Source organism: Marinimicrobium sp. ARAG 43.8, assembly GCF_050113635.1.
Taxonomy (GTDB): domain Bacteria; phylum Pseudomonadota; class Gammaproteobacteria; order Pseudomonadales; family Cellvibrionaceae; genus Marinimicrobium.
Genome location: NZ_JBNJLT010000003.1, coordinates 282,054 through 304,287 on the forward strand (window position 1 = coordinate 282,054; position 22,234 = coordinate 304,287).

Below are 22,234 nucleotides of genomic sequence, written 5' to 3' on the forward strand. Positions count from 1 at the left end.
GGCCGTAGTGTTGTCGTTTGTCGTTGCGGAGACTAAACCTCCATGGTGAATAACCGTTACAAGGTGAACCTGTCGCGCCAGTTGGCTGAGTGCGAGGCCAATTACTGGCGTTTGAGCAAGCTGTTGCCGAATGCACCGGTAACGGTCGGCGATGAATGGCAGTTTGCGATCAGCAGCGGTGATCGTCATTGGCGGACTCGCCTCCTTGTAACAGAGTCTTCCCGGTACACCGTTACGGTGCAGCTGAGCCAGTTGGACAATATGGCGAGAGACAGTCAGCCATGGAAAGCACCCCAGCTCACTGTCCGGCTTTATGTGGATGCGCAACTGGCGGAGGTATTGGCCTGGGAGCATCACCGCCGTCTGCAGCCCCGATACGCTTATCCCAACCGGGCGATGTATCAGCAAGACGAGAAAGCCCAGCTTAACCGCTTTCTCGGCGAGTGGCTGGGTTTATGCCTGGAGAAGGGCCATTCGCTGGAGCCGGTCTGGTAAAGCTTCACATTTTTATACAAAAAACCGAATCCCGGCCCCGTGGCGCCTTGCGCCGCTTATCACGAGTGGTTATTCTCGATAAAAGTCTTGCGCCCTACAAAAGTGCTTCCCCGGAAACACTGGGTCGCGGGGAATAGAAATTACTGGACTCTATTACTGGACTAGCGAGACGCTCGTGCGCCTTATTCAGATTACCGACTGCCACTTGGGCCCGTTATCTGACCCGTCTCTCTTGGGATTGAATACCGATCAAAGCCTGACGGATGTGTTACAGCTGGTTGCTGAGGAGCAACCGGGCTTTGATGCTATTGTCTGTACCGGTGATATTGCCAGTGATGCCCATGAAGAATGTTACGGTCGTTTTGTGGACGCTGTGCGAGAGCAGTTCACAGCGCCGTTGGGCTGGCTTCCTGGTAACCACGACTCCGCTGTGGTGATGGCTGGCCTGGAGCATGAGTTCGTGCCCGAGTCTCGCGTTATGATCCTGGGGGAGTGGCTGCTGATACTGCTGGATTCGGCTGTGCCGGGCGAAGTGTACGGTCATCTTGCAGAAAGTGAACTCGAATTTTTGGAACACACCCTCGCCAGCCACGGCTCGCGCCCAACGTTGATTCTGCTCCACCATCAGGCCGTGCCGGTTGGCAGTCACTGGATTGATCAGTACACCCTCAGGAATGCGGCAGAATTCTTTGCGCTCATTGATCGTCACCCGCATGTGAAGGCTGTTTCCTGGGGGCATGTGCATCAGGCGTATCAGGGAGAGCGTAACGGGGTCCAACTGTATGCCACCCCGGCCACTTGTATTCAATTCAAACCGGGCAGCGAAGCGTTTGCGGTGGATACCGCCATGCCGGGTTATCGCTGGTTCGAACTGGCGGATGACGGTTCGCTGCAAACGGGTGTCTCGCGGGTGCGGGACCGGGAGTACCCGATAGACTACCAGTCTTCAGGTTATTGATGGCAACATGTGCTCGCCTGCTCTATCTGCACGGCTTTCTCAGCTCTCCCCAGTCGTTCAAGGCCCGTCAAGTCGCGCAGTGGCTGGCGGCCAACCGCCCTGACATTGAGTATCATTGCCCCCACCTGACCCCTTATCCTGATGAGACGGCGGAGCATCTGTTGGCTCTGGCCCACTATGGAAAGCCGCTGTACCTGATGGGAAGTTCGCTCGGAGGCTTCTGGGCCACCTGGCTCGCTGAGCAGACCGGAGCCCCGGCGGTATTGATCAACCCGGCGGTATCTCCCTGGCAATTTATGCCCGATTATCTGGAGGTTGACCTTCAGGGCTATCACACCGATGATACCTACCGGTTGGACGCCACCCACGTGGCGGCGATTCAGCGATATGATGTGAATCCCATAACGTGCCTCAGGCGGCTGTGGCTGCTGGTCCAGCAAGGGGATGAAACGCTGGATTTCCGCCAGGCCGTCAGTAAATACCAGGGGGCGAAACAGACGGTGGAACCTGGGGGCGATCACAGTTTTCAGGGATTCGAGCGCTACATCCCGGATGCCCTGGCGTTTTTCGAAAAGCGGTAATACCGGGAGTGCTCCTCGACCTTATCCGCAGGCAGGCAAGGTCGGTCAAACTACGCATTCAACCAGTTACGAATTCAATCAGAAGATCGACGACAGAGTTAGTACCCTTTTATGGCAAATTACTCCTCAGAAGATATTGAAGTCCTCACGGGGCTTGATCCGGTCAAGAAACGGCCGGGTATGTACACCGACACCACCCGCCCGAACCATCTGGCACAGGAAGTGATCGATAACAGCGTGGATGAGGCGCTGGCGGGGCACGCCAGGAATATACAAGTGGTTCTCCACAAGGACCATTCCGTGACCATCTCTGATGATGGCCGTGGCATGCCGGTGGATATTCACCCTGAGCAAGGCAAGCCGGGTGTTGAAGTGATCCTCTCCACTTTGCATGCCGGGGGAAAGTTTTCCAATAAGAACTACCAGTTTTCCGGCGGCCTGCACGGCGTCGGTGTGTCGGTGGTCAACGCGCTGTCCAAAATGCTGGAGATTACCATCAAGCGCGATGGGCAGGTGCACCGCATGGGCTTTATGGATGGCGATAAGGCGTCCGACCTGGAAGTCATTGATACCTGCGGTAAACGCAATACCGGCACCAGCATTCGCTTTTTACCCAACCCGACGTATTTTGATTCCCACAAATTCAGCGTCAGCCGTCTGCGCCATGTGTTGCGCGCCAAGGCCGTACTGTGCCCGGGCCTCACGGTGACCTTTAAAGATGAGCAGTCCGGGGAAACCGACGAATGGTTTTACGAAGATGGGCTGAAAGATTATTTGCGCGGCTCCACCCAGGGCTGGGAGACGCTGCCGGAGGAACCGTTCGTTGGTGAATTCAATGGCAAAACCGAAGCGGTAAGCTGGGCGGTGCAGTGGCTGCCGGAAGGCGGCGAGTTGGTGCAGGAAAGCTACGTTAACCTTATTCCCACCGCTCAAGGTGGAACCCACGTAAACGGCCTGCGCACCGGCTTGTTGGATGCCCTGAGAGACTACTGTGAGTTTCGCAACCTGCTGCCACGCGGGGTGAAACTGGCCCCGGAAGATGTCTGGGCCAACTGCAGTTACGTGTTGTCCTCCAAACTGGCGGATCCGCAATTCTCTGGACAGACTAAAGAGCGTTTATCGTCCCGTGAAGCGGCGGCGTTTGTGTCCGGTATCGCCAAAGATGCGTTTGCATTGTGGTTGAACCAACACACGGAGGATGGCGATAAACTCGCCGAGTTGTGTATCAATAACGCGCAGCGCCGCGTGCGCTCCAGCAAAAAAGTGGCGCGTAAAAAGGTGACACAGGGCCCGGCGCTGCCCGGCAAGCTGGCGGACTGCTCCAGCTCTGATCCGTTGCGCAGCGAATTGTTTTTGGTGGAAGGTGACTCCGCCGGTGGCTCGGCCAAGCAGGCACGGGACCGTGAATACCAGGCGATTATGCCGTTGCGCGGCAAGATCCTGAATACCTGGGAAGTGGATGCAGGGGATATTTTCTCCAATCAGGAGGTGCATGATATTTCCGTTGCCCTGGGCGTGGACCCGGGGGCGGCGGACCTGAGTCAGTTGCGGTATCACAAGATCTGTATTCTGGCCGATGCCGATTCCGATGGTTTGCACATTGCCACGCTATTGTGCGCTCTGTTCGTGCGGCACTTCCGTCCGCTGGTGGAAAATGGCCATGTGTTTGTCGCCATGCCACCTTTATACCGCATTGATGTGGGCAAGGATGTGTACTACGCGCTGGATGAGAGTGAGAAAAACGGTGTGCTGGAGCGCATTGAGGCGGAGAAGAAAAAGGGCAAAGTGAATGTTCAGCGCTTCAAAGGGCTGGGTGAGATGAATCCGTTGCAGCTGCGGGAAACTACGATGGCTCGCGATACCCGCCGCCTGGTTCAGCTGGGCATCGACGATGTGGACGAGACTTTGCAGATGATGGATATGTTGCTCGGCAAGAAGCGGGCACCGGATCGTCGGACCTGGCTGGAGAGTAAGGGTAATCTGGCGGATATTGCGGTTTAAATATTGCGGCTTAAAAGGGTGGCTTAACAGAAGCCTCTTTGGAAGAGGTTGCGGCGGCACTTCGCATCGCGTGCGGAGGGCGTAAAGGGCACTTTGAGACACGCCGTAAACCCATCCATGGGGGCTCGGGTTACCCGCCGTCCAGGCGGGTAACGGTCTCAAAGTGCCCTTTACGCCCTCCTCTGGTGCTATTCTGAAGCTGCAGTGTCCCGGTGCGAGGTTTTGAACGGACTCAGTACAGGGACGCTTCACCCTCGGGGCGCGTTTTAAAGCGGCGGTGTACCCACATGTACTGCTCCGGACACTCCCGCACTCTTGCTTCGATAAATTGATTCACCCGCCGCGCGTCTTCCTTTTCATCGCCCGTTGGTAAGTCCGTCAGCGGGGGATAAACCTTGATGTCATAGCCTGTACCATCCGCGCGGCGGTAATGCGTGAAGGGAATGATTCGGGCGCGTCCCATGCGCATGAGCTGGGTGGTGGCGGTCACCGTGGCGGCCGGTATTCCACAGAAGGGCACAAAAACGTGGGGGCGCCTGGGGCCGTAATCCTGATCTGGCGCGTACCATACGGGGCGGCCCTGGCGCAGTCGGCGCACCATCAGCCGCATGTCTTCGCGGGCAATGGCAACACCACCACTGAAGCGTTCGCGCCCCCGGCGTTGAATCCAGTCGTACACCGGGTTTTTATGTGGCCGGTACAGGCCGTCCAGGGAGTGGCTCAAACACAGCAGCTTGGCGCCCAGGTCGAGGTGGGTAAAGTGCATGGCTAACAGCACGACGCCCTGGCCCTCATCGCGGGCTTGCTGCAAATGCTCCAGCCCCTCAATGGTATATAGCTTCTCCAGTCGGCGACGGGGCCAGAACCATGCCATGCCGGTTTCGAACAGTGCCTGGGCGGTGGATTCGATATTGGCGCGCGCCAGGGTTTCACGCTGGGGCGATGTCAGGTCAGGGAAGCAAAGCGCCAGGTTGCGCAAGGCCGTGCGACGGCGGCTTTTGGCCAGTCTCCAGACCATTCGGCCCATGCCGCGCCCGAGGGTCATTTGTGCGCGGTAAGGAAGGCGGGACACCAGCCACCACAACCCGAACCCCAGCCAGGTAAACCAATAACGTGGATGCAGCAGGCGGCGGTGAAACTGTGGCATCAGTGGACCTCTTCGGTGTGATCAGGCCACTATTCTAACCGATAGTCTCGAAGGAGGGCCTGTAACAGCTGTTCGGCCTGGGGTTTGGCGGTCTCCGGCCAGTATTTGTGTACGCCGCGAGACAGGCGGCGCAGGTTGGCCTGCTTCCAGCCGGTGTCGGGCCGATGATGGTGGTGCTGGCAGCCGCGGTCAAAATCGATCAGAAACACCTTCCCGGTCGAGGTTTGAATCAGAATGTTGGCGGGATTGAGATCGGCGTGAAAAACACCGGCATCGTGAAAACGCCGGATACAACGTCCCGCCGCCGACCAATGCACAGCATCGTCGGGAGACTGAAAGCTCAGCAGCGGGCGGGTGTCAGGCAGTCGCTCCACGATAATGGCCGCCCGATAGCTGAACAACCCACGCTCGTAGCCCGCGATGACCGGTCGTGGCACCGGCAAGCCCTGATGATGCAGGGATTCCAGCAGCCGAAACTCCCGCACGGCCCGTACCCGGTGCCGCCCGAGAAAAAGGTAGCGCTGTTTCAGGAGGCGCGCGGGAAGCCCGCCGCGCCGGTAGTGGCGCAACACCCACTCGCCTCTGGGGCCTGATAAAAACCAGGCGGCACCGCGACCCCCTTCGGCGACCGGTTGAGCGGACAAGCCCCAAGCCTCGGGATCCAGCCAGTGAAAGTGCGCCTCTTCTACCCGGGGCGTATGCACCAGGTATTGGCCCTTTGCCTCTTGCGTCCAGATTTCAGAAGTGGTCATTACCATTCAGCGCTTGAAAACGGTGTTGTCAGTCATGAACACGAGTTTAACACTTTCCCGTTAGGGCAATGAAGAAATGGCCGCCAGCACGGGGCGGGTGTTCGCTAATAGTTGACTGTAACACTCAGGTATTTCCCCGGTGGTTGGGGAGTGGTAGCATACGCACTCATACCGACAGCCGAGATAGAGTGGTTACCGAGGTTTATGCAGCCCAGCTTTCATTTGTCCGAATCCGCCCGTGATTACCTGATTGACCTATTGGCCCAGCAGGGAGTGGCGGCAGCCCGTATTTTCGTATTGGACCCCGGTACACCGAGGGCTGAAACCTGCCTTGCCTATTGCCGGGAAGGTGAGCAGTCCGAGAGTGATCTCGAGGTGTTGGAGGGCGATCTTACCCTCTTTCTGGACAAGCCCAGTTTGCCGTTTCTCAAAGGGCTGGAGATTGACCTGCAGCGCAATGATGGACAGGCCCAGATTACTATTCGTGCCCCGAATGCCAAGAAGGCGCAAAGTGCGCAGGGGCGCGAGGTGGTGTTTGAAAGAGAATGCCCCGCCAAACTGGTGCCTTCGGGTGACGATTTGCAGATTCCCAAGGGGGCAGAGGCCGCTATTACTCAGGCCCTCGGTGGCAGCTATACACTCTTGTACCACGGGAATCTCATTCGCATTGATGGCAAGGACGCCGATGCGATTGGCCTGAATGCCAACCGCATGAATTTCGAGGCGCGGGCCGATGGCACCATTGACGAAGACCAGATCTGGCAAGCGCTCTCAATGGTTTACGATCCGGAAATTCCCGTCAATATCGTTAGTCTTGGGCTGGTGTATAAAATGCAAGTGGATCAGGCGCACGGTTCAGTGGCGGTTGAAATGACATTGACCGCGCCCGGTTGCGGAATGGGTGATGTGTTAGTGGATGATGTAAAGCGTCGCCTGTCGGAAGTGCCGAACGTGGTTTCCAGCGACGTGCAGCTGGTGTTCGATCCACCCTGGTCGCGCACGATGATGAGCGAGGAGGCCCAGCTCGAAACGGGTATGTTTTTCTAAAGCTCGCTCTCCTGAACCTCACTCTCCTGAACAATGAGGGGTAACGCACAGCGCGGTGTGTGTGCGTCTACTACACTAAACGTAGTGGTGTTCTACCTTTGCTGTTCCCTCAATACCTCTTCCCAGAGATAAGGAGAGTACGATGTATAAGAGAGTTGTTCACACCGCGTTAACCGTTACCGCCTTCGCTGTACCCTCTGTGGCGCTGGCTTCTTCCTTTCAACTGCTCGAGCAGAGCCCGGCCCAGATGGGCAAGGCATTTGCCGGCACGGCGTCGGACATCACCGACGCTTCCACTGTGTATTTTAACCCCGCTGGGATGGCGCGCCTGGACCGCGCCAGCATGACCGTTGGTGCCAATGTGGTCGCCACCGAGGCGCGTTTTATCGATGATGGATCGACCTTCCCCGGGGAGGGCGGAGTGACGGACGAGGATGGTTTCATTCCCAACGTCTATCTGGTGCTCCCCATGGAAAACGGGGTGACCGTCGGATTCGGTGCGGGTGGACCTTTTGGCCTGTCCAGTGATTTTGGCACGCAATGGCCGGGCCGCTACTCCGCCACCTTCAGTGAATTGGAGGTGATGAACCTGAACGTTAATGCGGCCTGGGCGCCCAACGACTGGATTGCATTTGGCCTGGGGGTTAATTACCAGAGTATGGATGTGACGCTGGAAAGCCAGGTCGATTCCACGCTGGGTGTGAACCCCTCTCCAGCCACGGACAGCAGCGCGGTTATCGAGGGTGATGACAGTGACTTCGTGTTTGACTTCAGTGTGTTGCTGACCCCGACCGAGGCTACCCGTATCGGGTTGTCTTGGCGCCAGGGAGGAGAGTTTAGCCTCGACGGCGATGCCGTCTTCAACCGCAACGCCGCCTGTGCCCCGGGTCAGGGGTTTCCAACGGGGGCGCCGCCCGCGCCAACAACTGGAACACTTTGCGCTGGGACATTGGCCGCCTTGGAAGGCCCTGTCGCGGCCAATGTCGAATTGCCGGACACCCTGACGTTGAGCCTCTCTCATCAGGTCAATGATCGGTGGGCACTGCATGCGGATGTGGCGCAGACCCGGTGGAGCAGCATTCAGGATATCGCAGTGATCAATGTGAATAGCGGAGCGGCGGTGGATCAACTGGACCTTCGTTACGACGATACCCTTCGCGTCGCGTTGGGCACCACGCTGAACGTTTCCGAGCATTTTACCTGGCGTATCGGCGTGGCTCAGGATGAATCCCCTCAGACCGACCCGGAATTTGTCAGTGCGCGTATTCCCGACCAGGATCGTACCTGGGTAGCCACGGGTGTGAACTGGGCCTTCTCGGATCACGTTTCGATTGATGTCAGCTACGCGCATTTGTCGGTGGATGATGCCAACCTGCTGGATGTGGACGAAACCAGTGGCAGGACGCTGCGAGGCGCTTTCGACAATAAAGTAGAAATCTACGCGGCCCAGTTGAATTGGGCGTTCTAGGGGCTGCCTGGTATAAACGTTAGCCATACCCCCACAGGGAGGGGATGTTGAGTGATGGCACTTTTCCTGGAGAGGCTGCCGAAAGGATTCGGTAGTCACCTTCCGACGTATCCCGGCGCATACCGCCCATGTAGGGTTCGCCCGACGGGCTCAGAACAGCCTGAGCGGTATGGGATTGAGGGCGGGTCACCAGAGCGACCTCGCCGTTGATCAACCGCACTAACGTGCCCGGTGGCCAGGGGCCGAGGCAAGCCGAAAGCGCCTCGTAAGCCTGTTGTTCCGGGTCCTCCGCCATTGAGATCAGGATCAATTGAAGCGCATCATCGGCCGTATGGTGTGGTCGGTAGGCACGGGGACTGATCAACGCCGTATAGTGCTCCACGAGTCCGAGTATCCTGGCTTCCAGCCGTATCTCCTTATCGCTCAGCCCGGAGGGATAGCCCTTTCCGTCGAATCGTTCGTGATGCTGGATAACGACCTGAAGCAAACCACGTTGCTCAAACCCCGCTTTTTGCAGCGCTTCGGTCGCCAGTTGTGGGTGCCGGTTGATAACGTCACGCTGCTTTTCCGTGAGACGGTGTGAGGAAGTGTTGAGCTGCGCCTGAAAGGGAACCAAAGCGAGATTGGCCACAAGGGCGGCGGCAATTTGCAGAGAATGACGCGGCTTATCGAACTGTAGTTGCCGGGCTATAAAATGGCACAGGATGGCGTGTTGCAGGATCAGATCATAAGGTGAAGATTCTTGCTGCTGTGGATCGGTTAAAGGGTTCAGGTGCACCAGCGCCAGGCTGGCTTCCGGGTCGTTGTCACACAGCGTGATGATACGCTGTATCAACCCAGTCAGTCGCTTCATAAGGTCTTTGGGGGATGTATTCAGCGCGAGTAACGCCTGTAGCTGTGCCGCGAGTATGGGGCGTTCGGCAAACGGGCTGGATGGCCGGGTGTTGCGGTCATGCGGGGCGTGGTCGGAAACACCGTGTCCTACGGGAGCGTGCAGTCCTCGGGCAAATAACCGCTCGAGCTGCGCCTCCGACTGTATGACATACCCCTTTTTCAGCAGCAATGCTCCCTGGCTGTCGTAAACCGGCCAGGGGAGGGGGGTTCCCACTTTAATCTCGCTTCTATTGATCGCCTGCATCTTATCAATCGCCTGCGTAATGACTACCCGATGCACGGGGCTGGGCACTGGTTCGAGCTTTTGACGTTCTTATGGAGTAAGTATAGGTCTAATTGTGGCTTTTGGCGACAGGATGTCCGATGAGTGGTTGACGCGTTGAGATGAAAGTCGGGTAGAGGGGGGGCTGGAAAGTGACAGCCTTCAGCGATTAACCCGTCTGAAGGCTGTTTTTACCGGGCGATTTGCCATTATTTCGGTTGCTTGGCCACTCGGAGGTAAGGTTTGAGCGCTTTCCAGCCCTCTGGAAATTTCTCTTTGGCCGCTTCATCGCTGACTGACGGAGGAATAATGATGTCTTCGCCATTCTTCCAGTTTACGGGGGTGGCCACGGTGTGCTTGCTGGTCAGTTGAATAGAGTCCAGCAGGCGCAGAATCTCGTCGAAATTCCGGCCACTGGTCATTGGGTAGATCAGCTGAGCCTTGATCTTTTTATCCGGTCCGATGATAAAGACCGCTCTCACGGTAGCGTTGTTGGCGGCAGTGCGGCCTTCGGCTGAGCCGGACTCATCCTCGGGCAGCATGTCGTACAGCTTGGCCACGTTGAGGTCGGTGTCGCCGATCATTGGATAGTTCGGTGCTGTCCCCTGGGTTTCCTCAATATCCTTGGCCCACTTGGCGTGGTTGTCCACGGCATCGACGGACAGACCGATAATTTTAGTGTTGCGCTTGTCGAACTCCGGCTTCAGTTTCGCCATATAGCCCAACTCTGTAGTGCACACCGGCGTAAAATCCTTCGGGTGGGAAAACAGGATCGCCCACGAGTCGCCAATCCAGTCGTGGAAGTGGATTTCGCCTTCGGTGGTGTTGGCGGTAAAGTCCGGTGCGGTGCTGCCTATTCGTAGGGCCATGAAAAAACCTCCTTTGGATGAAATGACCAGTGTGGGTAGGATGATAACGGATCGGGCCGAGGCCGTTAAATCATTAATTGTCATAAGCTATAACCACAAACGCTAACGGGCCGACGCCTCTGATGGGACATCGGTGCGCTTGCGGTACAATGCAGCGCTGACGGTGCTGTTTGGGGCTGACCGGTAAGCTCGGTCGCGGCGTGTCTCGTGCAGTCCCTGATGACTATAAGGGTGAAATAATAAGGAATCGCTATGGGTAACGGTGTACGGCAAGTCATCGGCAATGCCGCCAAAATCTTCGGTTTGTGCGTGATAATGGCCACTGTACTGCCCGCGAAGGCGCAGTCCAATACCGGTGAGACGCGTGCTGCCGACGGCCCCGGGGGGGATGAAGTGGTCCCTGCGCCTCTGGCCACAAAAGACATTATTCCGCTGGTACAACAGTACTGCGGCGCCTGCCACGATGTGCCGGCACCGAGCCTGCTGCCCAAGGGGAGTTGGCCTTATGTGATTGACTCGATGGTGGAGCTGGCCCGCAACCGTACCGGGCAGGCGTTTATCCCCGCCGAGGTGGTGCCTCATATCAAAGCGCTCTATTACGGAAGCAGCCCCGAGGCGTTGCCACGTTTGCCTTATATTGATCAGCCGCACCCGGTGGTCAGTTTTGAAGAGTTTGCTATGGATGCGGGCTCATCTGTCCCTCAAATTCTCAACATTCAATCGGTGGATCTTGGGCGCGGCGCCGAGCGCAGCTTTCTGGTGAGCGATGGCGAACGGAGCGAATTGATCTTAATGGAGGCGCACCGCAAGGCAGGGACACTTCAGTGGCGGGAAACCGTGGTCGCGGAGATCGCTATCCCGATTGTTGCCAGAGTGGTGGATTTCAATGGCAATGGGCGGCTGGACATTTTGGTGGCGGATCTTGGGGAATTTCCGCCCTCGGGTGTACTGGAGGGAAAAGTATTCGTTCTTGAGCAGGATGAAAAAGGGCAGTTTGAAAAACGTTTGTTGATGCACCAGTTGGGACGGGTATCCGATATCCAGGCGCTGGATGTGGACGGCGACGGCGACTTGGATATGGCGGTGGCCGTGTTCGGCGGTGTCGGGGTTGGAGAAGTATTCTGGGTGGAAAATCTCGGTGGAGGTGATTACGAGAAGCACGATCTGCTCGGTCTGAGCGGAGCCCTCAATGTGACGCCCGTGGACCTCGATGGCAACGGGCGAATGGATTTTGTGAGTCTGGTGGCGCAGGAGCATGAGACATTAATTGCCTTTATCAACGAAGGCGAGGGTCGCTTCAGGCGCAAGGATCTGGTCCGTGCCGGACACCCCTTGTTCGGAGCCACCAGCTTGGTGGTGGCGGATCTGAATCAGAATGGTCGGCCGGATCTTGTGTTTACCAATGGCGACGCGTTCGACACTCAATCTGAACCCAAGCCCTATCATGGTGTGCAGTGGCTGGAGAATAAAGGGGATTTACAGTTCGAGGCTCATGATATTGGCCGTTTCTATGGGGCGGCGCAAGTGGCCGTGGGCGATATGGACCTGGACGGGGATCTGGATCTGGTGGTCACCAGCTGGCTCAATCACTGGGATGACGAGAAGCGCCAGTCGATGGTCTGGTTCGAAAATGATGGCAAGCAGAATTTCCAGCCTCATCCCGTCAGCCATGGTCATCGCGCTCTGGTGCCGATCGAGTTGGTGGACCTCACCGGGGATGGTCGCCTGGACATTGTAACCGGCGCGTTTCGGATGGATATTCTCAAGGAGTTTATGTCAATGGATGGCAATAACCCGGTGCTGGATATGGAGGCGATGCGCACGGATGACCGGGCACCCAGCCCCAGGTTGTTAATGTTTGAAAATCGCGTATCGGAGACAGGTGCGGCCGGCACTGAAAACTGAGTGGATACGACCGCCTGGGCGCACAACGGTGTTACAGGGTGAGGTGCCCGACAAAGTTACATGGCTTGTGGCGGGCATCTAACTGGGGTTCCAGCAACCGCTCCCAACCGGTGCGACAGGCGCCGGTGGAGCCCGGCAGGCACGCGACCAGTGTGCGATTGGCTAGCCCGGCCAGCGCCCGGGACTGGACCGTGGACGTGCCGATTTCTTCCCACGACAGATGACGGAACAGCTCACCAAACCCTTCCACCTCCTTGTCAAATAAAGGCTTCATGGCCTCCGGGGTCGAGTCCCGGCCAGTGAAGCCGGTGCCCCCGGTAATCAACACCACCTGCACCGAGGCGTCGGCGATCCACTGGGACACTTGAGCGCGCATCGCGTAAATATCGTCTTTTAAGAGGGCGCGATCCGCCAGCTTATGACCCGCTTCCTGCAAGGCATCGGCCAGAAACTGGCCGGAGGTGTCATTGTCCCGCGTGCGGGTATCCGATACCGTTAGTACGGCGATATTTAACGCGACGAAGTCGGCGGGCTGGGCATGGGGCATTCGCAATCTCCTTGTAGCAGGGCGAATCGTGCAGTGGCATTAACCGCCAATCATCGCCAGATGGCGGGTGGCCCCAGGGTTTTGCTGATGCAAATGGTGGCTGTAGGCCTTGCCCTGAATGGCGGTTTGCAAAAAAACTCTCAATGGTTCGGGGTCGTCGGTTTGCAGGCAGTGGCGCAAGCTCTGATGCTGGTCGGCAAACAAGCACAGGAACAGCTCGCCGTGGCTGGAAACGCGCAGCCGGTTGCAACTGGCACAAAAGTCCTTGCTGTAAGGCATGATTACGCCGATGCCGCCGACGTAATCCGGGTGCCAGAACTCCCGGGCCGGGCCAGCACTGCGTTCGCGTAACCGCTCTTGCCAGCCCTCCTGGTTCAGCCGCTGGATAACGGCGTCTCCGCTCAGGTGATGGCGCTGAAAAAAGGCGTCGTTATCGCCGGTTTGCATCAGCTCAATCAGGCGCAAGGTGAAGGGGCGGTGGCGGACCAATTCTAAAAAGTCATCCAGTGAGTCCTCGTTGTAGTGCTTCATGAGAACACTGTTGACCTTAATGCGTGCCATGCCCAGTTCGGCGGCGCGATCCAGTCCGCGCAGGATGGTTTGCAGGCTGTCGTGGCCGGTAATCATTTGAAAGCGGGCATGATCGAGGCTGTCGATACTGACGTTCAGAGCGTCCAGTCCGGCGCGGTGCCAGGCGTCAATATCCTTGGGCAGCCGGTAGCCATTGGTGGTAACCGCCACTGTGTCGATACCGGGCGTGGATTTGCACAGGGCGATGATATCGGTCAGATCCCGGCGCAACGAGGGCTCGCCGCCAGTCAGCCGGATTTTGCGCATCCCTAGGCTGGCAAAGCCGGCCACCAAACGGCGAATTTCCGGCAGAGTCAGGTCGTCGGCCCGGCTCTCGGGCCCGCAATCAGTGCCTTCGGGCAGGCAGTAGTCGCAACGAAAGTTGCACACTTCGGTGACTGATAGGCGCAGGTAACTGAAGCGTCGATCAAACGCGTCGCTTAACATAGAAGACACCTTTCCAAGTCGGGAGGCCGCCGGGTTTCCCCGTCGACCCTGGCTGTCTCGGCAACCTGCCAAAACAGCGGCGATAGAACCATGGATCACAGCCCGGCAGGCGGAGTCGTTAGGCGCTATCGCTCGGTGTGGGTTTCTCTGAGAGTGTAAACAGGCCCTAGAAAAAGATCCAGTAAATCAGCAGCGCGTACAGGCTGTATTGCAGGGCGTAGTACAGCGGTTTGTTGAACTGTTTGACCTTCTTGCCCAGCAGGCGCACTTTGTACAGAGTGCCGAACATGCGGTTCAAAAAGCCAACCTTGTCGCCGTCGACGTTTTTGGTGGCCGAGCCGGCAATCACCAGCCTCGAAAACAGCTGGTTGAACCAGTCGATCGGAGCAAAGGTGACCGGGCGCTTGATGTCCAGAAACAGAATGATGCGGTTGCTGTCGCTGTCGTTCTGGGCATAGTGGATGTAGGTTTCATCAAACATGACGGCCTCGCCATCCCGCCAGGAATATTTCTGACCATCCACGTCGATGTAACACTGATCCGAGTTGGGCGTGACCAGCCCCAGGTGATAGCGCAGCGAGCCGGCATAAGGGTCACGGTGGCGCATCAAGCCACTGCCGGGGGGCAGCATGGTGAACATCGCGCCTTTGACCGATGGCAACTGGCTAAGCAGCGCGACGGTTTTGGGGCAAAGCGTCTCGGCGGAAGTCAGGTTATTGCCGTACCACTTGAGGTAAAACCGTTTCCAGCCGCGCCGGAAAAAGGAGTTGAAGCCCAGGTCGTCGTAATCCTGGCTGGCTTTGATCTGGGCTTCATTGTTGAGGGTTAGCGCCTCGTCCCGAATGGTTTCCCAGTTCTCTTGCAATACCCGCAACTCGGGGAACTGCTTAACGTCTACATAGGGTTTGTTGCCCACCTTGGAAAAAGCGTAGAACAAGCAGTTAACCGGGGCTAGAAAGTTGGCGTGATCGGTGATTTTGCGCTGCCATCTCTCATGGCGGATTACGCCCCGGGTTTGGACATAAATGGCGCACAATACAAAAATGGCGAGAATCGCGGGTCCCATAACAGCCAGTCCCTTTAGGAATCATTGATGCAGGAGGGCGCTCTCTCGTGAAGAGCTGGTGGGCAAGTTTACGCTCTGCTCGGGCGCTGTCAATTGCCGCCGATCATGAAAGTGTAAATGAACGTAAGTGGGTTCGCCAGTGTTGTTCAGGCTAGGTAATAAACCGGTCAAAAGGCAGCACCGTGACGGTGTCGCCCGGGCTGACGGCACCCCGGTCGGCCTCGAGCACGGCGTAGGCGTTGGCGCCGAGAAACGAGGTGAGGATGCCCGAGCCCTGGGCGTTGAAACCGCTAACACGGTTCTCTTCTCCCTCACGGCGCAGAACGGCCCGTTGAAAGTCCAGTCGGCCGGGGCGTTTGTGGAAGGTGTCAGTCGCGCTGGCGGCCACTTCTACTGGAGGAGGTGGCGCCTCTCCGGCGATGGTGCGCAGTACGGGGACGGCCAGTTGATGAAGTGTGACCAGCGATGACACCGGGTTGCCCGGCAGTCCGAAAAACACCGCCTGGCCAAGCTGGCCAAACGCAAAGGGCTTGCCCGGCTTGATGGCGACTTTCCAGAAGCCGATTTCGCCCAACTCTTCCAGTACTGGGCGCACATGGTCGGCATCGCCGACAGAAACCCCGCCACTGGAGAGCACCGCGTCGGCGTCGTGGGCGGCGCGGCGGAACGCCTCGCGAATGGCCTCGGGCTGATCGGGAATCAGGCCGAGGTCGAGCACTTCCACATTGAGCCTTCGCAACACGGCGATCATGCTGTAGCGGTTGCTGTCGTAAAGTTGGCCCTCCGCCAGCGGGGCACCGGGAGGCGTCAGTTCGTCTCCGGTAGACAGTACGGCCACCACGGGTTTTCGGCGGACTCGGGCCTGCGCGAGTCCCAGAGATGCCAACAGGCCAATGTCAATGGGCCCGAGACGATACCCCGCCGGCAATACTTCGGTACCCTCGGCAATACTTTCGCCAGCGCGACGGATATGGTCGCCCCGGTTGGGGGTGATGGTGAGGCGCAGACGCTCGCCGACACGTTCAGTGTCTTCTTGCATAACCACCGTGTCGGCTCCCGGAGGAATCGGCGCACCAGTGGTAATACGCACGCACTCCCCTGGTTTGAGGGGCTCGGAGTGGGTGTGACCCGCGAGCGCCTGCCCGGCGATAGTGAGAGACAGGCCTGCGTCCACAGCGCGCAAGGCATAGCCATCCATCGCTGAGTTGTCGTAGCCGGGGACATTGATCGTGGCATGCACAGGCTCGGCCAGTACCCGATCAAGCAGCTCGCTCAACGGGACGGTTTCGATGGCCTCGACGGTTTGTACCGTCATTTGCATTCTAGCCAGCGCGTCGGCCAGAGGTATCAATCCGGGGGCGTCACAGTGCGTCATGGCAACTCAGGCTCCGCTTGGTGTTTCGGGGGAATGATCAGCGTTCATGGTCGAGATGAGTCGCTATTCAGCATAATACCATCTAGCCGGGCTGGGGCCGTAGGCCAGCGCTTGTCGGGGGCAGCCGTTGATCATCTGACAAGAACGCGGCTCCCGGCAAACCTGTAAGATGTGGCGTGGTAAAAATCGATAAAGGGAGAGAGTAGTGATGTGTGAGAGCATTATTAGAAAAAGCGGCTCTGTGAGAGAAACCGTTGGTGAACGTCTTTCATCGGCTGATGTGCGGGCTCAACGGAGGCCGGGTAGCACTGTGCTGGCAGGTCGCGTAATTTGCCATGCCACCGCTTTATTGTTATTGATCAGCCTGATGACGGGCTGTGCCACATCGGCTTCCCCGAAGGCGCGATCATCCGTTATTTTGCAAAGCGTCCTGATCAACGACAACGCCAGTTATCCGCAAAGCCATGCTTCCACGATGGCCGAAGCCGCCGATGGGCACTTGGTAGCGGCCTGGTTTGGTGGACTCCATGAGCGTCACCCTCACGTTGTGATTTATGTAGCCCACCGGGAGGGAACACGTTGGCTGGAAGCTCAACCTGTGGCCACGGGCGAACAGCCGGATGGCCGCTGGTTGCCCACTTGGAATCCGGTGCTGTTTCAACCTGAGGGCGGAGACCTTCAGCTATTTTACAAAGTGGGGCCCAACCCCCGGGAGTGGTGGGGCATGGTCAAGTCCTCTTCTGACGGAGGGCATACATGGAGCGAGGCACGCCGGTTACCGGAGGGGATACTGGGGCCGGTCAAAAACAAACCTGTGACGACCGGCATGGGTGCCTGGTTGTCGCCATCCAGCACTGAAGGCCCGCAGGGGTGGCGCTTGCACTTTGAAATCAGCAAAGATCAGGGCCAGACATGGCTGGCCACAGAACCCGTCGCGCCTGGTTCTGGGCTGGAAGCGATTCAGCCCAGTGTGTTGTTTTATCCTGACGGGCGTTTGCAGGCTGTTGCGCGCAGCAAGCAAGGGGTTATTGCGGCCACCTGGTCCAATGATCGAGGACGAAGCTGGTCACCATTGACGGCGATTGATTTGCCGAACCCCAGCTCTGGCACCGATGCGGTCACCTTGCGTGATGGACGCCAGCTTCTGGTATACAACCACTCTGCACACCGACCCGATACGCCGGGCAAAGGTGTGCGCTACCCGTTGAAGCTGGCTCTGTCGGTGGATGGCGTGCATTGGGAGCCGGTATTGACGTTAGAGAGCGAGCCCTTGAAAGAGGGCTATTCGTACCCAGCCATCATTCAGTCTTCGGATGGGAAGGTTCACGTGACTTATACGGTGGGGCGTGAGCGGATCAAGCATGTGGTCATTGATCCGTCTCATCTGTAGTCCTATTGAGTGCCCAGGGAAGGGAGTAACACGATTAACGACGATACCATTCTGGATGCGTCTTTGAGCCCAAAATGGTCTCTACTGTGTACTCCGTTGCCTGTTCCTTTGTGAGAGTGTGAGTCCACGGAGCCCTTTGCGCACTGTCTGCGGCCCCTGGGCCACGGCTGTTGTACTCGGCGTAGAAGCTGGTGTGCTCGGCCGCGGGTTTTGACCAGTTATGCCACCCTTCGGGCCGGATATGCGCGCCCAGCCAACTGTCGATAAACACGGTTTTGGCGTGCGCCCGCCAGGGCCGGCCGAGATAGACTTTGGAAACGCCTTCTTCCGCCGTTAGTGTTGCCCTCAGAAAAACCAATCCGTATTGACGGGTGTCCGGCGTGGACGCCGCCGTTATATAGGAGTCGGCTTTCGCGTGTATTTCACACTGGTCGAACACCGCTGTGCCCTGTCCGAAAATAAAGTCCGTGGTGCCTTCCACGTAGCAGTTTTTAAAGTATTGGCGTTTGCCTTCGCCCGTGACGTAAATCGTGTCCTGGTGGCCGAGAAACCGGCTGTTGTTAAAGCTGACCCGGTCGGCATTAACCGATAACGCCAACGCCTGGCCTACCGGGCCTGCGGTATTCTCAATGGTGAGGTTTTCGCCGTGAAAGTCATTCCCTTCGACACTGAGCGTGGCGGTGTGGAAGGTACTGTTGCGCCCTCGGTTGACTTGATGGAAGTGGCTGCCCCAGCGGATGATGGTTTTTTCGGCGCTCTCGCCGATCAGCGACAGCCTGGGATTCCATTCATACACGCGCACGGGCTCATGGTAGATACCATTTTTAATGTGGAGGGTAATGCGCCGGTCTGGAAACGCCTTGGTGGCATCGATAGCCGCCTGGATGCTCTTGAAATCGCCGCTGCCATCGGGGGCGACGGTGATTTCATAGTCCGTTTCGGCTTGTACCGACAGGATAAAGGCGCACAAACAAAACAGTAGACCCAATGGTTTCATGGAGGAACTCCCGGTAACAGGTTGATTATTGATTATGGTGACGGTTTTATGACCGCCATCAGTATAATGGCTCGGATGTCACGTGGCACCGAATCCTCCGGGCCGCCCCGGCTTTTTGAGCCGCGCTTGTGGTCGCGCGCGGACTGGGCAGAATTTTCCGCTGGCAATTGCTATAATCCCGCCCTTTTTCCATTTCCCGGTCTGGCCCGGGGTTCTCGAACGGCGATGGCGAGGTCATCCCAGGCGAGCCCTTCCCCGGCAGTGTCTATTGGAGACCTGTATGACGAACAAAGTGGCAATTGTGATGGGGTCGCGCTCCGACTGGCCGACCATGGTCGAAGCGGCGCAGATTCTGGATACCCTGGGTGTGGCGTACCACGCCGAAGTGGTGTCGGCGCACCGTACCCCGGACAAGATGTTCCGCTTTGCCGAGCAGGCGGCGGATGATGGCTACAAAGTCATCATCGCCGGGGCCGGTGGGGCTGCGCACTTGCCTGGCATGATTGCCGCCAAGACCACCTTACCGGTACTGGGTGTTCCGGTGCAAAGCAAGGCGCTCAATGGGCAAGACAGCTTGCTGTCCATCGTGCAAATGCCCCGGGGTGTGGCGGTCGGCACGCTGGCGATTGGCGGAGCCGGCGCTTTTAATGCCGGCCTGATGGCGGCTCAGATTCTGGCCACGCAGGACGAAGAGTTGGCCAGCCGAATTGCGGCCTGGCGTCAGCAACAGACCCAGGCAGTGTTGGATAACCCGGACCCGGGGGGCGAATAAGCATGTTGCCGCGTATTGTAGTGGCCGGTAATGGTCAGCTTGGACAAATGCTGCAGCAGGCCGGTGCGCCGATGCAACTTGAGGTGCTGCCGGTGGCACCGACGGCCGAGGGGGAAGCACCCCTGACCGGCTCGGATATTATCACCGTAGAGGTTGAGCACTGGCCGGACACTCCGCGTGGCTTGCAGTTGAAACAGCACCCGAATTTCCTCAATGCCACGGCCCTGCATTCGGTCATTGACCGGGAGCGCCAAAAAAGCCTGCTCGACCGCCTGAACGTTCCCACTTCACCGTGGGTATCTCTCGGCTCGGAAGCCGAAATGGCGGAGCAGCTGGCGTCTCTCGGGCGCCCCGCGATTGTCAAACGACGGCGGGGAGGATATGACGGCCGAGGCCAGTGGCGCTGGCAGCCGGGAGAGCCCGCACTGTCCGACTGGGCCGGCGAGTGCATTGCCGAAGCACTGATTCCGTTCAGCCACGAAGTGTCGCTTATAGGCGCGCGCAACCGGGCCGGTGAGAAGGTGTTTTACCCGCTGACTCGCAACTGGCATGAGAGCGGTATTTTGCGGGCCAGTATCGCCAACCTGCCGGTGCCCGCCGAGCAGCAGCGTGAGGCTGAATCCTGGCTGGGCCGAATTATGGATGACCAGAATTACGTTGGTGTTATGGCCATGGAGTGCTTTGTTGATGAGGGCCGTCTCCTGGTGAACGAGTTGGCGCCCAGAGTGCATAACTCTGGACACTGGACCCAGGCGGGGGCGGATGTCAGCCAGTTTGAGCTGCACTTGCGCGCGGTGGCGGACCTGCCCCTGATCACGCCCGAGGTGTATGGAGTGACTGTGATGTACAACCTGTTGGGCCGCGACTGGCGTCCCCAATGGTTGGGAGTGACGGGGACTCATGTGCACTGGTACGCGAAAGACATCCGACCCGGTCGCAAAGTCGGGCATGTGAATATTCATCGCCCGGATACTCCTCGCTTGACGGAAAGCCTGACTGCTTTGCGTGAGCAAGTGGAGCCCGACGATCATGCGGTGTTTGACTGGGTGCTGGCGCAACTCTGAGGTCTTACCCCTGGCCAGTGTTCACCGGCGATAGCAACGACAGAGACCCTGAATAATGGCGGAAGGTAATATGGCATTGCTCGGGGTATTTTTGGTAGCGGCGTTGGTCGTGGGCGTGCTGCTGTATACACCGATACATCGTTATCGCCGCAATCGAACCCTGGCGGAGCGTCCCTTCCCCGCGCCTTGGCGGCGATGGCTGATAAATGCCTGGTGGCTCTATCCTCACTTACCGATGGCGGTGCGTGAGCGACTCGAAGCTCAGTTGCAGGTCATGATGGCGAATACCACGTTTTATGGGTGCAACGGGTTGGAAGTGACCGATTCAATGCGCGTATTGACGCTGGCCCAGGCGGCTTTGATGCACAGTGGCGGCGGCAACATGCGGTGGGCCGAGTTCCCTGTGGTGTTGCTGTACCCCGATGCCTTTGTCCGGGAAGTCGACGTTACTGATGACGCCGGTGTGGTGGTGCATGAACGGCAGGCACTGCTTGGCGAGTCCTGGGAGCAGGGCCGGGTGGTCCTCTCTTGGGCCGATATCGAAAAGGACCTGCGAGGCGAGAGCGCACATTCGCTCGTGGTCCATGAGTATGCCCACCAGTGGGACGGCCGTGACGGTGTCATGGATGGCACGCCACCCGTCCTGGACTCCAATGCGCTGGCTCGGTGGGAGCGGGTAATGCAAGGCGCTTATCGGGATTTGTGTGATCGCGTTGAACGATCGCCCGCTGTGCCGGAGATTCCGCTTGATCCCTATGCGGCAACTAACCCCGAAGAATTTTTTGCGGTCATCAGTGAGTATTTTTTTACCGACCCCTGGGCACTGTTGAGTGTCTATCCCGATGTGTATGACTGTCTTAAACGCCTTTACCAGCTCGACACTTCAAGCTGGCCGGTAATGAAAGGTTCCTCTGGTTTGCACTGATCCAGACACACAGTGTCCAGCGGTTCTTTATGAGTTTGCGTTTCGTGTTGATCTTAGCGACCCCTTTTTTAATTTTATAACGTCGCGCACTTTCCCCTTTACTTTCCCCTTTGAAAACAATAACGGTCAGGTGGCTTCGCTTGAGGGGTGTGCTGTCAGAAAATTTGACGAAAATGCCGTTGTATAGAGGCTCTCGCCGTTTTGTACGCTTTTTGAAAATAATGCAAAGCCTTGCTCTTCTGGCTGCTTTTCTTGTTGCCCCTCTTGCGTGCGTTTCGCCGAGGCCGCCGCTGTGGTCACTTTAACCTGACAACCACGTAAAAAGGATTATATCTATAAATCAGATATAAAGAAGGGGGCGATACATTGAAAACTTGCTTAAAGGTTTGGTAGTGAACCATGTCGAAATCGCTTTATAGAACGGAAACAAAGGTGCTGCTTGATATATTAAAGGAGTTACGCCGCGAGTCGGGTTTAACCCAGGCCGAATGCTCGAAAGCACTGGGACGCCCCCAATCGTTCATCAGCGATGTCGAGCGAGGCGTGCGCCGCCTCGACTTGATTCAGCTGCGTGACCTCTGTCATGTATTTGGTGTTAGCCTCAGGACACTGGTGCAGCGTTTCGAAAAGCATGTGGCCGCCTGTGAGGCTGATGAGGTCGGTGGCGAAAAATAACAATATCTCAGGGTGGGGGTGTAAAGT

General features: G+C 57.7%; 21 protein-coding genes and 1 riboswitch. Of the genes, 12 read left to right on the forward strand and 9 right to left on the reverse strand.

What is annotated here, in order from left to right:
* The first annotated feature begins 42 nt into the window (after positions 1 to 42).
* The 4 genes from ACQCLF_RS08485 to parE all read left to right on the forward strand — a co-directional run bounded on the left by ACQCLF_RS08485 (position 43) and on the right by parE (position 4,035).
* The gene (locus tag ACQCLF_RS08485; RefSeq protein ID WP_426986221.1) at positions 43 to 495 is read left to right on the forward strand and encodes a DUF1249 domain-containing protein; all 453 of its coding nucleotides are present in this window, start codon (positions 43 to 45) and stop codon (positions 493 to 495) included.
* A 139-nt stretch (positions 496 to 634) separates the two neighbouring features.
* Positions 635 to 1,453, forward strand: coding sequence for a 3',5'-cyclic-AMP phosphodiesterase (gene cpdA, locus ACQCLF_RS08490; RefSeq protein WP_426986485.1), 819 nt, complete (start codon positions 635 to 637; stop codon positions 1,451 to 1,453).
* On the forward strand, positions 1,453 to 2,034 hold the full coding sequence (locus ACQCLF_RS08495; RefSeq protein ID WP_426986223.1) for a YqiA/YcfP family alpha/beta fold hydrolase: 582 nt from the start codon (positions 1,453 to 1,455) through the stop codon (positions 2,032 to 2,034). The genes cpdA and ACQCLF_RS08495 overlap by 1 nt, the downstream gene beginning before the upstream one ends.
* Positions 2,035 to 2,145: 111 nt before the next feature.
* Positions 2,146 to 4,035 carry a DNA topoisomerase IV subunit B gene (gene parE / locus ACQCLF_RS08500; protein WP_426986225.1) on the forward strand — a complete coding sequence of 630 codons (1,890 nt, stop codon included), beginning with the start codon at positions 2,146 to 2,148 and terminating at the stop codon, positions 4,033 to 4,035.
* Between the two features lie 232 nt (positions 4,036 to 4,267).
* On the opposite strand, the gene lpxL is transcribed toward parE, so the two are convergent.
* Both lpxL and ACQCLF_RS08510 read right to left on the reverse strand, forming a co-directional pair.
* Positions 4,268 to 5,182 (reverse strand): LpxL/LpxP family Kdo(2)-lipid IV(A) lauroyl/palmitoleoyl acyltransferase, encoded by a 915-nt coding sequence (gene lpxL / locus ACQCLF_RS08505; protein WP_426986227.1) that lies wholly within the window; start codon positions 5,180 to 5,182, stop codon positions 4,268 to 4,270.
* 29 nt (positions 5,183 to 5,211) lie between these two features.
* Positions 5,212 to 5,934 carry a 3-deoxy-D-manno-octulosonic acid kinase gene (locus tag ACQCLF_RS08510; protein ID WP_426986229.1) on the reverse strand — a complete coding sequence of 241 codons (723 nt, stop codon included), beginning with the start codon at positions 5,932 to 5,934 and terminating at the stop codon, positions 5,212 to 5,214.
* A 528-nt stretch (positions 5,935 to 6,462) separates the two neighbouring features.
* Here ACQCLF_RS08510 and sufT point away from each other — a divergent pair.
* Positions 6,463 to 6,981, forward strand: a complete 519-nt coding sequence (sufT, locus tag ACQCLF_RS08515) for a putative Fe-S cluster assembly protein SufT (protein WP_426986487.1) — start codon at positions 6,463 to 6,465, stop codon at positions 6,979 to 6,981.
* Positions 6,982 to 7,123: 142 nt separating this feature from the next.
* Entirely contained in the window at positions 7,124 to 8,449 is a 1,326-nt protein-coding gene (locus ACQCLF_RS08520; RefSeq protein ID WP_426986231.1) for an OmpP1/FadL family transporter, read from the forward strand.
* 19 nt (positions 8,450 to 8,468) lie between these two features.
* Here ACQCLF_RS08520 and ACQCLF_RS08525 read toward each other — a convergent pair whose 3' ends face one another.
* Positions 8,469 to 9,635, reverse strand: coding sequence for an HD-GYP domain-containing protein (locus ACQCLF_RS08525; protein ID WP_426986233.1), 1,167 nt, complete (start codon positions 9,633 to 9,635; stop codon positions 8,469 to 8,471).
* 179 nt (positions 9,636 to 9,814) lie between these two features.
* Positions 9,815 to 10,474, reverse strand: coding sequence for a peroxiredoxin (locus ACQCLF_RS08530; RefSeq protein ID WP_426986235.1), 660 nt, complete (start codon positions 10,472 to 10,474; stop codon positions 9,815 to 9,817).
* Positions 10,475 to 10,726: 252 nt separating this feature from the next.
* Here ACQCLF_RS08530 and ACQCLF_RS08535 point away from each other — a divergent pair, with 252 nt between their 5' ends.
* A complete protein-coding gene (locus tag ACQCLF_RS08535) occupies positions 10,727 to 12,379 on the forward strand; it encodes an FG-GAP repeat domain-containing protein (protein WP_426986237.1) in 1,653 nt (550 codons plus the stop codon).
* A gap of 31 nt (positions 12,380 to 12,410) precedes the next feature.
* On the opposite strand, the gene moaB is transcribed toward ACQCLF_RS08535, so the two are convergent.
* The 4 genes from moaB to moeA form a co-directional block, all read right to left on the reverse strand.
* On the reverse strand, positions 12,411 to 12,926 hold the full coding sequence (moaB, locus tag ACQCLF_RS08540; RefSeq protein WP_426986239.1) for a molybdenum cofactor biosynthesis protein B: 516 nt from the start codon (positions 12,924 to 12,926) through the stop codon (positions 12,411 to 12,413).
* A gap of 39 nt (positions 12,927 to 12,965) precedes the next feature.
* The gene (gene moaA, locus ACQCLF_RS08545; RefSeq protein WP_426986241.1) at positions 12,966 to 13,943 is read right to left on the reverse strand and encodes a GTP 3',8-cyclase MoaA; all 978 of its coding nucleotides are present in this window, start codon (positions 13,941 to 13,943) and stop codon (positions 12,966 to 12,968) included.
* A riboswitch (molybdenum cofactor riboswitch) is annotated at positions 13,935 to 14,093 on the reverse strand. (Overlaps the previous gene by 9 nt.)
* A 16-nt stretch (positions 14,094 to 14,109) precedes the next feature.
* A complete protein-coding gene (locus ACQCLF_RS08550; RefSeq protein ID WP_426986243.1) occupies positions 14,110 to 15,009 on the reverse strand; it encodes an aspartyl/asparaginyl beta-hydroxylase domain-containing protein in 900 nt (299 codons plus the stop codon).
* A gap of 151 nt (positions 15,010 to 15,160) precedes the next feature.
* Positions 15,161 to 16,384 carry a molybdopterin molybdotransferase MoeA gene (gene moeA / locus ACQCLF_RS08555; RefSeq protein WP_426986245.1) on the reverse strand — a complete coding sequence of 408 codons (1,224 nt, stop codon included), beginning with the start codon at positions 16,382 to 16,384 and terminating at the stop codon, positions 15,161 to 15,163.
* Positions 16,385 to 16,694: 310 nt separating this feature from the next.
* On the opposite strand from moeA, the gene ACQCLF_RS08560 reads away from it, so the two are divergent.
* Positions 16,695 to 17,774, forward strand: a complete 1,080-nt coding sequence (locus tag ACQCLF_RS08560) for a sialidase family protein (RefSeq protein ID WP_426986247.1) — start codon at positions 16,695 to 16,697, stop codon at positions 17,772 to 17,774.
* A gap of 34 nt (positions 17,775 to 17,808) precedes the next feature.
* On the opposite strand, the gene ACQCLF_RS08565 is transcribed toward ACQCLF_RS08560, so the two are convergent.
* A complete protein-coding gene (locus ACQCLF_RS08565) occupies positions 17,809 to 18,771 on the reverse strand; it encodes a pectinesterase family protein (protein ID WP_426986249.1) in 963 nt (320 codons plus the stop codon).
* 280 nt (positions 18,772 to 19,051) lie between these two features.
* Here ACQCLF_RS08565 and purE point away from each other — a divergent pair, with 280 nt between their 5' ends.
* The 4 genes from purE to ACQCLF_RS08585 all read left to right on the forward strand — a co-directional run bounded on the left by purE (position 19,052) and on the right by ACQCLF_RS08585 (position 22,207).
* Positions 19,052 to 19,543 (forward strand): 5-(carboxyamino)imidazole ribonucleotide mutase, encoded by a 492-nt coding sequence (gene purE, locus ACQCLF_RS08570; protein WP_426986251.1) that lies wholly within the window; start codon positions 19,052 to 19,054, stop codon positions 19,541 to 19,543.
* 2 nt (positions 19,544 to 19,545) lie between these two features.
* On the forward strand, positions 19,546 to 20,607 hold the full coding sequence (gene purK, locus ACQCLF_RS08575) for a 5-(carboxyamino)imidazole ribonucleotide synthase (RefSeq protein WP_426986253.1): 1,062 nt from the start codon (positions 19,546 to 19,548) through the stop codon (positions 20,605 to 20,607).
* A 55-nt stretch (positions 20,608 to 20,662) separates the two neighbouring features.
* Complete coding sequence (locus tag ACQCLF_RS08580; RefSeq protein WP_426986255.1) at positions 20,663 to 21,532, forward strand: zinc-dependent peptidase; 870 nt, start codon at positions 20,663 to 20,665, stop codon at positions 21,530 to 21,532.
* 432 nt (positions 21,533 to 21,964) lie between these two features.
* Positions 21,965 to 22,207 (forward strand): helix-turn-helix domain-containing protein, encoded by a 243-nt coding sequence (locus ACQCLF_RS08585; RefSeq protein ID WP_426986257.1) that lies wholly within the window; start codon positions 21,965 to 21,967, stop codon positions 22,205 to 22,207.
* Positions 22,208 to 22,234 lie beyond the last annotated feature (27 nt).